At 66.9% G+C, this 12695-nt stretch carries 12 protein-coding genes; 8 read left to right on the forward strand and 4 right to left on the reverse strand.

Annotation, left to right across the window (positions count from 1 at the left end; translation table 11 throughout):
- The first annotated feature begins 210 nt into the window (after positions 1-210).
- From cobT to K8V11_RS12545, 5 genes are all read left to right on the forward strand, one after another.
- Positions 211-2091, forward strand: coding sequence for a nicotinate-nucleotide--dimethylbenzimidazole phosphoribosyltransferase (gene cobT, locus K8V11_RS12525; protein WP_303914835.1), 1881 nt, complete (start codon positions 211-213; stop codon positions 2089-2091).
- 4 nt (positions 2092-2095) lie between these two features.
- Positions 2096-2917: an adenosylcobinamide-GDP ribazoletransferase gene (locus K8V11_RS12530; protein ID WP_303914838.1), complete on the forward strand. Its 822-nt coding sequence runs from the start codon at positions 2096-2098 to the stop codon at positions 2915-2917.
- 75 nt (positions 2918-2992) lie between these two features.
- Positions 2993-3622: a TetR/AcrR family transcriptional regulator gene (locus K8V11_RS12535; protein WP_303914841.1), complete on the forward strand. Its 630-nt coding sequence runs from the start codon at positions 2993-2995 to the stop codon at positions 3620-3622.
- Complete coding sequence (locus tag K8V11_RS12540) at positions 3619-4191, forward strand: hypothetical protein (protein WP_303914843.1); 573 nt, start codon at positions 3619-3621, stop codon at positions 4189-4191. The genes K8V11_RS12535 and K8V11_RS12540 overlap by 4 nt, the downstream gene beginning before the upstream one ends.
- Positions 4188-4502: a hypothetical protein gene (locus tag K8V11_RS12545; protein ID WP_303914846.1), complete on the forward strand. Its 315-nt coding sequence runs from the start codon at positions 4188-4190 to the stop codon at positions 4500-4502. Before K8V11_RS12540 ends, K8V11_RS12545 begins: the two co-directional genes overlap by 4 nt.
- 61 nt (positions 4503-4563) lie before the next feature.
- On the opposite strand, the gene K8V11_RS12550 is transcribed toward K8V11_RS12545, so the two are convergent.
- Together K8V11_RS12550 and gcvT are read right to left on the reverse strand one after the other, a co-directional pair.
- Positions 4564-5667 carry a branched-chain amino acid aminotransferase gene (locus tag K8V11_RS12550; RefSeq protein WP_303914848.1) on the reverse strand — a complete coding sequence of 368 codons (1104 nt, stop codon included), beginning with the start codon at positions 5665-5667 and terminating at the stop codon, positions 4564-4566.
- A gap of 145 nt (positions 5668-5812) precedes the next feature.
- A complete protein-coding gene (gcvT, locus tag K8V11_RS12555) occupies positions 5813-6934 on the reverse strand; it encodes a glycine cleavage system aminomethyltransferase GcvT (protein ID WP_303914851.1) in 1122 nt (373 codons plus the stop codon).
- 126 nt (positions 6935-7060) lie between these two features.
- Here gcvT and K8V11_RS12560 point away from each other — a divergent pair, with 126 nt between their 5' ends.
- The gene (locus K8V11_RS12560; RefSeq protein WP_369693079.1) at positions 7061-8635 is read left to right on the forward strand and encodes a leucyl aminopeptidase; all 1575 of its coding nucleotides are present in this window, start codon (positions 7061-7063) and stop codon (positions 8633-8635) included.
- 84 nt (positions 8636-8719) lie between these two features.
- Here the strand turns inward: K8V11_RS12560 and K8V11_RS12565 are convergent, their stop codons facing one another.
- A complete protein-coding gene (locus tag K8V11_RS12565; protein WP_303914854.1) occupies positions 8720-9106 on the reverse strand; it encodes an oxidoreductase in 387 nt (128 codons plus the stop codon).
- Positions 9107-9498: 392 nt separating this feature from the next.
- On the opposite strand from K8V11_RS12565, the gene sucB reads away from it, so the two are divergent.
- Together sucB and lipB are read left to right on the forward strand one after the other, a co-directional pair.
- Positions 9499-11283 carry a 2-oxoglutarate dehydrogenase, E2 component, dihydrolipoamide succinyltransferase gene (gene sucB / locus K8V11_RS12570; protein WP_303914857.1) on the forward strand — a complete coding sequence of 595 codons (1785 nt, stop codon included), beginning with the start codon at positions 9499-9501 and terminating at the stop codon, positions 11281-11283.
- A gap of 127 nt (positions 11284-11410) precedes the next feature.
- On the forward strand, positions 11411-12154 hold the full coding sequence (gene lipB, locus K8V11_RS12575) for a lipoyl(octanoyl) transferase LipB (RefSeq protein ID WP_303914858.1): 744 nt from the start codon (positions 11411-11413) through the stop codon (positions 12152-12154).
- On the opposite strand, the gene K8V11_RS12580 is transcribed toward lipB, so the two are convergent.
- Positions 12151-12636, reverse strand: coding sequence for a GNAT family N-acetyltransferase (locus tag K8V11_RS12580; protein WP_303914861.1), 486 nt, complete (start codon positions 12634-12636; stop codon positions 12151-12153). The two genes, lipB and K8V11_RS12580, sit on opposite strands and share 4 nt — an antisense overlap.
- Positions 12637-12695: the final 59 nt, after the last annotated feature.

A 12695-nucleotide genomic window follows, 5' to 3' on the forward strand; every position in this document is an offset into this window, starting at 1 on the left:
GGCCATGCAGCCGAAGAGCCTTCGCACCCCTCGCCCACGGGTCAAGCCGGGAGATGCGATCCCGGGAACATAGCTTCCGGACGCTCGCCAGACATGTACCACCGGCAATCGCGGCGCAAACGATGCGATTGCTGCGCGCCATGATCGTGCCGACGCTACTGCCGCTCTAGGCTGGAAGCTCTTACGTACATCGCCAAAGGAGGGGCACAATTGCGTTCGCTCATCATCGGTGGCAATCGTTCGGGCAAATCTGCGCGCGCGGAAAGCCTGATCGCAGCCGCCGCAGGGCCGTCCGAGGTGCTCTATGTGGCGCCTGGCCTGACCTCCGGCGACGATAACGATTTCGCCGAGCGTGTGTCCGCTCATCAAGCACGGCGTCCGGCATCATGGCGCACGATCGAAACGCGCGATATCGCCTCCGTCCTTCGCGAGAACCCGGATGCCTTCGTGCTGATCGATGATCTCGCGGCGTGGCTCACCGCGACGCTGGACGCAAACCTCGGGTGGACCGGCGATCGGCACGCAGCAGATACAGAGACCGACGACCTCTTCGCGGCACTGTCGGATTTCCGCGGTACCGCGGTTCTCGTGTCCGCCGAAGTCGGTCTCGGCGTGATCGCCCCGACGACATCGGGCCGCCAGTTCGCCGATATCCTCGGCGCCCTGAATTCTCGACTTGCCGAGGAATGCGACTACGCGGAATTCGTCATCGCCGGCCACGCGATTTCGCTCGACGGGAGTGCCCAGGCGACCCCCAACGCCGCTCGGCGCGACGACGCGGTCGCCCGGTTCGGTTCTTCCGACGCCCGGACGGCCGCCACCGACCAGGATCCTGCGCAGCAGCGCCCGCCCAGACCGGACCTGTCCGCCGGCCCCCTCGCCGGCTCCTCGGCCGGCGTCGCGGCAACCGCGGGTGTGGCAGCTGCCGCATACTCGTCGCAGCAAGGTGAGGGCGCCACCGCGCACTTCTCCCCCGACTCGCAGTACTCGGACGAGGACTTCCCCGGGCTCCGGGATGCTGCGCTATACGAAGCTCCGGGCAAGTTCGGCAAGGTCGCCCAGCCCGATCGGAACATCTCGGGTCAGGCTCTCGACTACCAGGCAATGCTCACGAAGCCCGCCGGTTCGCTCGGCCGGCTCGAAGACCTCGCCATCTGGTACTCGGCGTGCCGCGGCGAGGTTCCGCCACCTCCGCTGGCGAACACATCCATCGTCGTCTTCGCCGGCGATCACGGTGTTGCCGCCCACGGGGTGTCGGCCTTCCCGCCCGAGGTCACCACGCAGATGGTCGAAAATATACTCTCCGGCGGCGCCGGGGTTTCGGTTCTCGCACGCCAATACGGCGCAGCGGTAAAGGTCGCCGACATGGCCGTCGCCGGATCGACCCCCGAATACACCCGCCGCCACAAGATCCGCCGCTCCAGCGGCTCGCTCGACCGCGAGGACGCGCTCACCGAGGAAGAGACGCTCGCCGCTATCGCCGCCGGGCGCCGTATCGCCGACGAGGAGATCGATGCGGGCGCCGACCTGCTTATCGCGGGCGATCTCGGTATCGGCAACACGACGCCGGCGACGGTGCTCATCGGAACGATCACCGGCCTCGAGCCGGTGACGATCGTCGGACGCGGCACCGGGATCGACGACGCCGGGTGGATGCGCAAGGCCGCGGCGGTACGCGATGGGATGTTCCGCAGCCGCAACGTCTCGCGCAAGCCGGTGGAACTGTTGCAGCGCGTCGGCGGCGCCGACCTCGCAGCGATGGCCGGTTTCCTTGCCCAGGCCGCGCTGCGCAAGACTCCGTGCATCCTCGACGGCGTCGTGGTCACCTCTGCGGCTCTCGTCGCCGACCTGTTGGCCCCGGGGGCCCGCGGTTGGTGGCAGGCCGGCCATCGTTCTCCGGAACCCGCACACACCGCGGGGCTCACCTACCTCGGCCTCGAGCCGATCGTCGAGGGCAACCTCCGCCTGGGCGAGGGTTCCGGCGCCGTCACGGCGCTTCCCATCCTCCAGGGCGCTGTCGCGGTCATCCGGGAAATGGCCACCTTCGATACCGCGGGCGTCTCCGGCAAGTCCCAAACCGCCACCGACTAGCACTGTGACCACCTTGCGCGCGGCCGCGATGATCATCTCGTGGATGACGATCCTCCCGCTACGCGTCCGCGGCACGGTCACCCGCGAAGCGGCGGGTCGCGCCATCGCCTGCCTCCCCACCGCGGGAGCGGTCGTCGGCGTGCTCGCCGCCGTGCTCGCGTACGTCCTCGACCTCGCCGGCGCAGCCCCCATACTCTCGGCGGCGCTCGTCGTCGCCGGGCTCGCGATCCTCACACGGGGGATGCACCTCGACGGCCTCGCCGACACCGTCGACGCCCTCGCCTCCTATAAACCCGCCGCCGAGGCCCGCCAGATCATGCGCGAGGGAACGGTCGGGCCTTTGGGTGCCGGCGCGCTTGCGCTGGTCTCGCTGGTCGAGGTCGCCGCGTACGCCCAACTCATCGAGGCGGGGGCCTTTGCCGCGATCGCGGCCGTGGGCATCGTGTCGCGGTGCCTGCCGGTCCTCCTGTGCCGCCACTCGATCCCTGCCGCCGAGCAGGGCGGCTTCGGCCCGCTGGTGGCGTCCACACAAGGACGCGAAAGTATGACGGCGCAGGCGCTCATCACCCTCGCCGCCGCAGCCCTCGCGGGCGTGAACATCTCCTCCGCTTCCGACCGCTCTATTTTTGTCGAACCCGGGGCGCCCATGGTGGCGGTGGCGATCGGCATGTGCGTCGTCATCTGCGGGGTGGCGTGGTTGTTCGCGGAGGTGCTCGGTAGGCACGTGGTGCGCCGGCTCGGCGGCATCTCCGGCGACGTGCTCGGGACGGCGATCGCGCTGGGGGCGGCGCTCATGGCGAGCGGATTCGCCGTCATCGCGGGTTAGCGCTCGCGAATCAACGTTCCAACCGATCCATTTCGAGCCATTTTCAAATTAGTACAGCCGTGTTAGTTTGAATGCATGGTGAACAAGATCGACGAGAAGCAGCGACGGCGCGCGCTCGCGGAAGCCGTGTGGACCGTGATCCGTCGCGACGGCTTCGACGCCGCCTCGGTGCGAGCCGTCGCAGCCGAGGCGGGGCTCTCCGCGGGCTCGGTGCGACACTTCTTCGGCTCCCAGAACGAGCTTCATATTTTCGCCATGGAGGAACTCTCGCGCGACATCGGGTCCCGCATCCGTGCGACGTTTGAGGCGGCGCGACCGGAAGGGGAACCGCTGCGGGGAGCGCGAGCCCGAGAGGTGGCCGCCGAGTCGCTCGGCATTCTTCTCCCCCACGACGAGGAGACGCGTCTGCTCTACGCGGCGAACATGCAGTTCACCATCAAGGCTCTCGTCCAGCCGGCGCTGGTGCCGGTCGCACGCCGGATACTCGGCGAGATCCGCGAGTTCGCCGGGGCGATCATTTCCGACCTGGTAGAGCTGGGAGCTGCCGACCCCGGCCTCGATATCGGCACCGCGCGGAATCAGTTGTGCGCCATGCTCGACGGGTATGCGCTGGAGATGCTCGTCGACCCAGGCGCGTTTGCTCCCGGCGAACCCGAAGAGAACCTCCGAACCTTTCTCGACTCTCTGGACGGAGCCAGCTCATGATCGCAGCCATCATCGGCGCGGAAATCGCCTTCTGGGTATTCGTACTCGGCGGTTTCTCGCTGCGCTACATCGCCCGGGCAGCGCGTCCGAGCACAATCGTTCTCGCTCTCGTACCCCTCGTCGACCTGGTGCTCGTACTGCTCGTGACCGCAGATCTCATGCTCGGCGGTGAACCGACACGGGCACACGCTTTCGCGGCTCTATATCTGGGCATAACCGTCGCTTTCGGCAAGCCGATCGTTCGCAGAATGGACAGCTGGTTCCGCTACCGGTTCGACAGCGGGCCAAAACCAACGAAACCCGCCAAGGGATCGCGCGACGAGGTCCGAGCGCTGTGGGCCGAGTGGTTTCGGCTGTTGGCCGGCTTCGTCATCACGACCGGATGCATCCTCGCCATGCTCGTCTTCGAAGGTTGGAGTATCCCGTCGTCGTTCGCGGAGGCCAGCGAAGACCCGTTCTGGAGCACGGTGCTGCTCATGGGTGTCGTCGCGGTCATCTGGTTTCTCGCCGGGCCCGCGTTCGCCGGTAGCGGAAAGTCGAACCACGAGAAAGAAGACGTCTCCGCATGAACGACCTCGAAGCTTTCGTGTCCCGCCGATTGGACGAGCGGAGCCTGCCGCCGAACATTCAACGCTCTTATGAGCGACTATTCGTTCTCAGCGGCAGGCTGCGCGAGGATGGAGAGACAGACGACTGGCTGGACTGGGCGACCGGCTCCGCCCCCGCGCTCAAGCTCGGCGAGTACCTCTTCGGAGTGGACCCCGCAAGCTCGGCGAACCGCTCGAGCGACTCGATCCGCGCCGTCATCGCCTCGGCCTGGGACGGACACCCGGATTACCGATCTTCGTGGTCCGAGCTTGCCCGCACGCTCGACCGGTGAATCCCCCACTCCGGCAAATCGTCCAATACACCGACGTGGGGGCTCCCCCTTCCGCTCAGACTCAGCTGAGCTGGACCATCCAGCCGTGCTCGTCGGCGACGCTGCCGCGCTGAATGCCGGTGAGTTGATCGCGCAAAGCGAGGGTGACCGGTCCGGAGCCGCCATCGGCAACGACAAAGTCCTCGCCCGATCCCTTGAAGTGACCGACCGGGGTGATCACGGCCGCGGTGCCACAGGCGAACGCCTCGGTCAGCTCGCCGGAGGCGATGCCTGCCTCGACGTCATCGATCGCGATGCGCCGCTCCGAGACCTTCATCCCCGACTGCTCTGCGAGCTGGATGAGGCTCGCACGGGTCACTCCCGGGAGCAGAGAACCGGATAGTTCCGGAGTGACGAGTTCGGCGTCATCCCCCTTGCCGTACACGAAGAACAGGTTCATCCCACCCATTTCCTCGATGTACTTGTGCTCGGCGGCGTCGAGCCAGACGACCTGGTCACAGTCGTTCTCGATCGCCTCTGCCTGGGCCTTGAGCGAGGCGGCGTAGTTACCGGCGAACTTGGCCGCGCCCGTACCGCCCGGGGCGGCCCGGACGTACTCGCGGGTGAGCCACACCGTGACCGGCGAGATTCCGCCGGAGAAGTACGCGCCCGCGGGCGACGCGATCATAAGGAACAGGTAGCGATCCGCAGGCCTGACCCCCAGCCCGACTTCCGTGGAAATCATGAACGGACGGATATAGAGGGAATCCTCCGCGCCCGCCTCGGGCGTCCACTGCCCGTCGACCGCGAGCAGCTGCCGAAGCGATTCGAGGAAGACTTCCTCGTCGAGCTGGGGCATGGCCATGCGGTCGGCGGAGCGATTCATCCGCCCCGCGTTCTGCTCGGGCCGGAAAGCGCGCAGCGTGCCGTCGGACCAACGGTAGATCTTCAGCCCCTCGAAAATCGCCTGACCGTAGTGAAACACCATGGCGGCCGGATCGATCGTCAGTGGGGCGTACGGCTCGACCTTCGGGTTCTTCCACTCGCCGTCGGAGAATTCGATGGAGACCATGTGGTCGGAGAAGAATTGGCCAAATCCCGGGTTGGACAGGATTTCGGCGCGGCGCTCGTCGCTCGCCGGCGAGGGATTTCGCGTGACCTCGAAAGAGGCAGCACTGATATTCATAAAAAGACACCTACAAGTATGAGAAGAATGGACCGAGCGCACGGGCCGGGTGGTGCGTTGCCCCTAGTCTAAACCGGCCCCCGCGTGGCGCGGGTTGCGTTCGGTCCGAAGAATTTCGCGCGTTGCCGAGCGGCGGTCGCGCCGATTACCGCGTGTGGTTCGCCACCAGGCCGGGCAGGAGCAGCTCGCATTCGACCTGGCGGCCGCGTACGTCTACCGTCACGGTTTCGTTCTTCTTGACGCCGGAGGCCACGTCCACGAAGCCGAGCGCGATACCCGTGCCCAGGGTCGGGGAGTATGTGCCGGACGAGGTGACCCCGATCTTGGTCCCTTCCGAGTAGATGTCCTGCTCGGCGCGGAGCACGCCGCGCCCGGTGACCTTGAGCGCGTACAAACGGCGGCTCGGGCCATTCTCCTTCTCGGCGCGTACGGCGTCGCGGCCCCAGAACTGCGGCTTGTCGAAACCGATCGCCCAGGATCCGCGGGCCTGCACCGGGTTGATGTCCATGGTGAGCTCGTGCCCGTGCAGCGGGTACCCGGCCTCGAGGCGCAGCGAATCGCGCGCGCCGAGCCCGGCCAGCGCGCCCTCGCGCTCGAGGACCTTCTCCTCCAGCGCGCGCCACAGCGTCGCGGCCTCGTCCCAGAGTGGGAGCAGCTCGAACCCCTGCTCCCCGGTGTATCCGGTGCGGCACACGCGAACGGAGCTGCCTTCGTACTCAGAGTCGAGGAACTGCATGTAGTCGAGATCGGTCGGGAGGCCGAGCGCCTGGAGCACCTCTGCCGACTTCGGCCCCTGCACCGCGAATACGGCGCGGGAGCGGTGCTCGTCGGTGATCGTCAGCTCCGGCGCGCGGTCTGCAGCAGCGGCTTGCAGCCGGCTCACGACCTCTGCTGTGTTGGCGGCGTTCGGGATGAGGAAGATCTCCTCGTCGGAGACCCGGTACTGGATGAGGTCGTCGACGACCCCGCCGGACTCGTCGAGGCAGAAGGTGTACTGCGCCTGGCCGGCACCGATCTTGTCGAGGTCGTTGGCGAGGCAGGTGTTGACGAAGGTCGCGGCGCCGGGTCCGGAGATGAGCGCCTTGCCGAGGTGGGAGACATCGAACAGGCCGACCGCATTGCGGGTCGCATTGTGCTCGGACACGGTGCCGGCGTAGGACACCGGCATCGACCAGCCGCCGAAAGGCGCGAAGGTCGCCCCCGCGCGCTCGTGCTCTGCGTGCACCGGGCCGAGTTTGAGCTCGCCTGCCGAAGAATCTCCTGCCATGTCCGCGTCCTCTTCCCTGTGTCGTTCGCCGTTCGTGTCGCGCTGGCACGCGCGACGTCGCTGCCCCCAACGGTAGTCCACCGGCGTCGATAGACTCAGGAGCGAGTAGCGCGAGGCGTGCCCCGCGTGAACCAGCGATATTACCGAACCGACTCGGAGGTCTTTATGCCCAGCGCCAAATCCATTCTCGCGGCCTCGTCCGACGTTCCCACTCTCGCCTCGGCGAAGGAGATCGACCCGGCGGCCGACGCACTCGTCGTAGGCCTCGTCGACGGTGACGGCGACGAGGTCGAGGTCGTCTCCTCGGTGCTGCCCTCGGCTGCGTTGGAGGAGCTAGCGGCGGCTGCGAGGGCGCTCAAGGCTTCGGCGAAGGTCGGCAAGGTCACCGCGCTATCGATTCGCGCCGAGGGTGTGCCGCCGGTCGTGTTCGCGGCAGGCCTCGGGGACGCGGTCTCCGCCGTCACAAATGAGGACCTGCGTCAGGCCGCGGGCAGTGCAGCCCGAGCCGCCCGCGGCCACGGCAACGTCGTGTTCGTCCTCGCCCCTGCCGGAGACGGCAAGGAGCGAATCCCGGAGGCCGCCGAAGTCGCGCTCGGTGCCGGACTCGGCGGTTTCGGCGCGCTCAAGGTCACCGGCAGCGGCGAGGAGAGCGACAGCGCCAACGACAACAACCGGGACACCTTCGCCATCCTCGGTGCGGCCGCCGAAGACATCGAGCGGGCCACCGCGGTCGCAGAGTCCGTCGCGGCGACGCGCAACTTCATCAACACTCCCCCGAACCTGCTCTACCCGGAAACCTTCGCCGCCCGCGCCGCGGAACTGGCAGAAGCCGTAGGTGTGACGGCGGAGGTGCTCGACGACCAGGCCCTGCGCGATGGTGAGTTCGGCGGCATCAATGGCGTCGGCCAGGGCTCCAGCCGACCGCCGCGGTTGCTTCGGCTGACCTACGCACCTAAATCCGACGGACCGACGGTCGCTCTCGTCGGCAAGGGCATCACGTTCGATACCGGCGGCATTTCGCTCAAACCCGCCGCCGGCATGGAGCAGATGACGATGGACATGGGCGGCGCCGCCGCGGTCATCGGCACGGTCCTCGCCGCAGCGCGGCTGGGCGTCGCGGTCAACGTCACTGCCACTGTGCCGATGGCCGAGAACATGCCTGGCGGCAACTCCTACCGCCCCGGCGACGTGCTCACGATGTACGGCGGAAAGACCGTGGAGATCACCAACACCGACGCCGAGGGACGGTTGATCCTGGCCGACGCGATCGTGCGTGCCTGCGAGGACACACCCGACTACCTCATCGACACCGCGACGCTCACCGGCGCACAGATGGTGGCGCTCGGCATGCGCACCCCCGGCGTGATGGGCACCGAGGAGTTCCGCGGCCGCGTGGCGGCGCTGTCGAAGGAGGTCGGCGAGAACGCGTGGGAGATGCCGCTTCCCGAGGAGCTTCGCGAAGGCCTCGACTCGAAGGTCGCGGACATGGTCAACAGCGCGTCTTCGCGCTGGGGCGGAATGCTTGTCGCCGGGCTGTTCCTGCGCGAGTTCGTCAGCGAGGGTCTGCCGTGGGCGCATATCGACGTGGCCGGGCCGGCGTTCAACACCGGAGGTGCGTGGGGCTACTACCCCGCCGGCGCGACCGGCGTTCCGCTGCGCACGATGCTCGCTGTGCTCGAGGACGTCGCCGCGAAGGGCTGATCACCTCGCCCTCGCGGGCGTCGGTACGGGGCCGGCCAGCCACGGTGCTCAGGAGCGCTGTGGTCGGCCTGCCTCCGTGTTTGTTTACCGCTCGTTGCGCTCTTGCTCCAGCCGCCGCATCTCCTCGCGCATGCGCTCGCGGCGTTCCCGCTTCTGTTTGAGGCGCATCGCCTCGTCGCGCTCACGCATGCGGCGCGGGTAGCCCGTCTCGTCGGCCGCATACACGGCGAAGCCGAGTTCGCGGCCGAGTTTGTCGGCGACGTCCCAGCTGCCGATGGGGCGGCGGGTGTACTCGCCGAGAATATCGACGAGCAGTAAGGACACCGGGTTGACGACGGTCGCCGGTTCCACGTATCCGTCGATGCCTGCACGGGTCGCACACCACGTGCGGAAGTGCTCGAGGTCCTCGGGCGAAATGGGACGTCCGCCGTCATATTTCGAGCTTTGCCTATTGCGGCCGAAAAGCGCCATGCGCATCCCCTTGAGATTCTTGGGTTCGTGACGGTCCGGTGTGCCCCAGATCGTAGGTACCGGATTTAACGTGCTCCGCTAGGGCAATTGTTCCCTCGCCGTGCGCGGTCGCCGCATGCGGGTGGGTGCGCTGGTGATTTCGTGGCGGGGATCGGCGGCGCGATGCGAATTCGCAAGGCACAATGAGCGGTAGGGATACAACGCGCGTAAGGTCGAACACGCCCGCGTCGGGTGCATTGCCCGTAGGGTTGATTGCGGTTACTCCCGCAGTCGTAGAACCAGGCCGCGACGAGTCGCCACCGCGCTTGTACCTGCCGAAAGTACGTTAAGACGAACGCCAATAGCCTCGGGGCCACAGCCACCGGGAGCGAGAGATTTCGAGGAGTCAACATATGGCCTTCTCCGTTGAGATGCCGGCACTGGGTGAATCGGTCACCGAGGGCACTATCACCCGCTGGCTCAAGCAAGAGGGAGACACGGTAGAGGTCGACGAGCCGTTGCTCGAGGTCTCGACCGACAAGGTTGACACCGAAATCCCGTCGCCCGCGGCCGGAACGCTTAGCAAGATCGTCGCGCAGGAAGACGACACCGTCGAGATCGGTGGCGAGCTCGCGCAGATCGACGATGGCAGCGCCGGTGGCGCGGAGGACGACGGCGACGAAGCCGAAGCCGAGGACGAGGCCGACACCGCGGCTGAGGACGACGAGCCCGCTGACGACGAGTCGGACGACGACGCGGCCGATGACGATGACGACGATGACGACGAGGCGGGCGCCGACGAGAGCGGCTCCGCAGAGGGCGAAGACGTCCTCATGCCGGAGCTCGGCGAGTCCGTGACCGAGGGCACGGTGACGACCTGGCTCAAGTCCGTCGGCGACACTGTCGAGGTCGACGAGCCGCTCCTCGAGGTGTCGACGGACAAGGTCGACACCGAAATCCCGTCTCCCGTGGCCGGCACGTTGCTGGAGATTCTCGCCGATGAGGACGACACCGTCGATGTCGGCGGGAAGCTCGCAGTGATCGGTTCGGGCAGCGCGGGCGGCTCGAAGCCGAAGAAGGACAAGAAGAAGGACAAGGCCGAGAAGGCCGAGGCCCCGAAGGACGAGCCCAAGGAAGAGAAGAAGCCCGAGCCCAAGGAAGAGCCCAAGGCTCCGGCGAAGGACGAGTCCAAGGCCGAGGAGAAGCCGAAGGCCGCGGAGTCCGAGCCGGCCCGCCCGGCGGCACCCGCCGAGGCCGCGGCCACCGGCAGCTCGCCGTACGTGACGCCCCTCGTGCGCAAGATCGCCGAGGAGAAGGGTGTTGATCTCAAGCAGGTCGAGGGCACCGGCGTCGGTGGTCGAATCCGCAAGCAGGACGTGCTCGCTGCCGCCGAGGGCGGTTCGGCTTCCGGCTCGGGCAAGTCCGCCGCCAAGGAAGGCGGTCCTTCAACCAAGGGCGTGCGCCCCGAGCTCGCCGAGCTTCGCGGCACCACCAAGGAAGCCAACCGTATCCGAAAGATCACGGCACTGCGCACCCGCGAGGCGCTGCAGTCGACGGCGCAGCTCACGCAGACCTTCGAGGTCGACATGACCCGTGTGGCGCAGCTGCGGGACCGTGTGAAGGCCGACTTCCAGGCCAAGCACGACACGAAGCTGACGTTCCTGCCGTTCTACGCGAAGGCTGCGGTCGAGGCGCTGATCTCGCACCCGAACGTCAACGCGTCGTACAACGAGGACTCGAACGAGATCACTTACCACGAGCAGGTGCACCTCGGTATCGCCGTGGACACCGAGCAGGGCCTGCTCTCCCCCGTGATCAAGAACGCCCAGGACATGTCGGTCGCGGACCTCGCCAAGGCGATCGTCGAGATCGCGGGCAAGGCCCGCAACCGCAAGCTCGGTCCGGACGACCTGTCGGGCGGTACCTTCACGATCACGAATATCGGTTCCGAAGGCGCCCTGTTCGACACGCCGATCCTCGTTCCGCCGCAGGCTGCGATGCTCGGTACGGGTGCCATCGTGCGTCGCCCGGTCGTCGAGACCGATGAGGACGGCGAATCGATCGCGATCCGTTCGATGGGTTACCTCCCGATGACCTACGACCACCGCCTCGTAGATGGTGCGGACGCCGGCCGCTTCCTGACGACGATCAAGGATCGCCTGCAGACCGCCGCCTTCGAAGGCGATCTCGGACTGTAGTCGACCGCGCGTCGGCCGCACAGGTCGATCAATGACGGCGGGCTTCCTGCGGGAAGCTCGCCGTCATCCATTTCGCACCATCTCAACCGATTCCGGCGACCGCGCCGCCGAGAGTATTGTGACGGGCATGAGCACCGCACCCCGCAGCATTCGCACGCAGACCGAACCTGTGAAGGTCGTCGAACTAGGCACCGTCGACTACGAGCCGACGTGGGATCTGCAGGCCTCGACAGCCACGGACCGTGCGGCGGGCGAATCGGGCGATACGCTCTTCCTGCTCGAGCACCCGGCGACCTTCACCGCCGGCAAGCGAACGCAGCCCGAGGACCTCCCCGGGGACTCGGATACGCCGGTCATCTACGTGGACCGCGGCGGCAGGATCACCTGGCACGGGCCCGGCCAGCTCGTGGGCTACCCGATCATCAAGCTCGCCGACCCCATCGACGTCATGGATTACGTCCACCGGGTGGAGGCGGGAATCATTCACACGTGCGAACGCTTCGGTGTCTCCACTACGCGCGTAGAGGGCCGTTCGGGCGTGTGGTGTCTCGCGGACGGAGACCGCCCGGATAGGAAGATCGCCGCTCTCGGCATTCGCATCCAGCGCGGGGTGACTATGCACGGGTTCTCGCTGAACTGCAATAACTCGATGGCGGGCTTCGACTCTATCGTCCCGTGCGGGATCGCCGACGCCGGTGTCACCACCTTGTCCGCTGAACTCGGGCGAGAGGTCACGGTCGACGAGGTACGCGAACAGGCATGTTCGGATGTACTCGCCGCGCTCGACGGGCTCATCGATCTTCGCCCGGAAGCCCTGTCCGAGCCCACGCGGCCCAAGGACGTGGCCCCGCAGATCGTCACGCAGGTCTAGGAGCTGACCTCAGCACCCAGGTCGAGGCGCATGAAGACGCTGTGGGGGTCGTCGTCGAACGTGCCGTAGGGTCCGCATTTGATGAAGCCGGCAGACGCGTAGAGCCCGCGGGCAGGTGCGAAATGGTCAGCGGCCCCTGTTTCGAGAAAGACAGTCATCTCATGGCTTTCGCGTGCTTTTTCGAGCACGAATTCCAACAGTTCGCGTGCGAGTCCACGCCCGCGGAGCGCGGGCTCGATGCGCATCGTTTTCAGTTCAACCTGACCTACGCCGATGCGACGGACTGCCACGGTCCCCGCGAATAGCCCGTCGAGGCGTCCTTCCCACAGGCGTACTCCCGGAGCGGAGAACTCACCGGGTCCCAGCGCATGTTGACTCGACGCGGGCACGGTCGGAGTCATTTCCTCCAGATGCGCGGCGAGGAAGTCCTGTAGCTCGGGAGAGCTTAGGTCCGCCTCTCTTATTTTCATCGCGGTCGCCATAGGTGCCTATTGTTCCATGCCCGATTTCGTCGCTCGTTCGGACGTTCACCTGCGGCTAT

It is taken from the genome of Dietzia timorensis (genome assembly GCF_020742175.1).
GTDB classification, from domain to species: Bacteria; Actinomycetota; Actinomycetes; order Mycobacteriales; family Mycobacteriaceae; genus Dietzia; species Dietzia timorensis_A.

Coding starts and splice junctions, on each gene's coding strand:
- K8V11_RS12540 (WP_303914843.1), top strand. CDS start 3,619: ATGATCGCAGCCATCATCGGCGCGGAAATCGCCTTCTGGGTATTCGTA.
- K8V11_RS12535 (WP_303914841.1), top strand. CDS start 2,993: ATGGTGAACAAGATCGACGAGAAGCAGCGACGGCGCGCGCTCGCGGAA.
- sucB (WP_303914857.1), top strand. CDS start 9,499: ATGGCCTTCTCCGTTGAGATGCCGGCACTGGGTGAATCGGTCACCGAG.
- K8V11_RS12550 (WP_303914848.1), bottom strand. CDS start 5,667: ATGAATATCAGTGCTGCCTCTTTCGAGGTCACGCGAAATCCCTCGCCG.
- K8V11_RS12545 (WP_303914846.1), top strand. CDS start 4,188: ATGAACGACCTCGAAGCTTTCGTGTCCCGCCGATTGGACGAGCGGAGC.
- lipB (WP_303914858.1), top strand. CDS start 11,411: ATGAGCACCGCACCCCGCAGCATTCGCACGCAGACCGAACCTGTGAAG.
- K8V11_RS12565 (WP_303914854.1), bottom strand. CDS start 9,106: ATGGCGCTTTTCGGCCGCAATAGGCAAAGCTCGAAATATGACGGCGGA.
- gcvT (WP_303914851.1), bottom strand. CDS start 6,934: ATGGCAGGAGATTCTTCGGCAGGCGAGCTCAAACTCGGCCCGGTGCAC.
- K8V11_RS12580 (WP_303914861.1), bottom strand. CDS start 12,636: ATGGCGACCGCGATGAAAATAAGAGAGGCGGACCTAAGCTCTCCCGAG.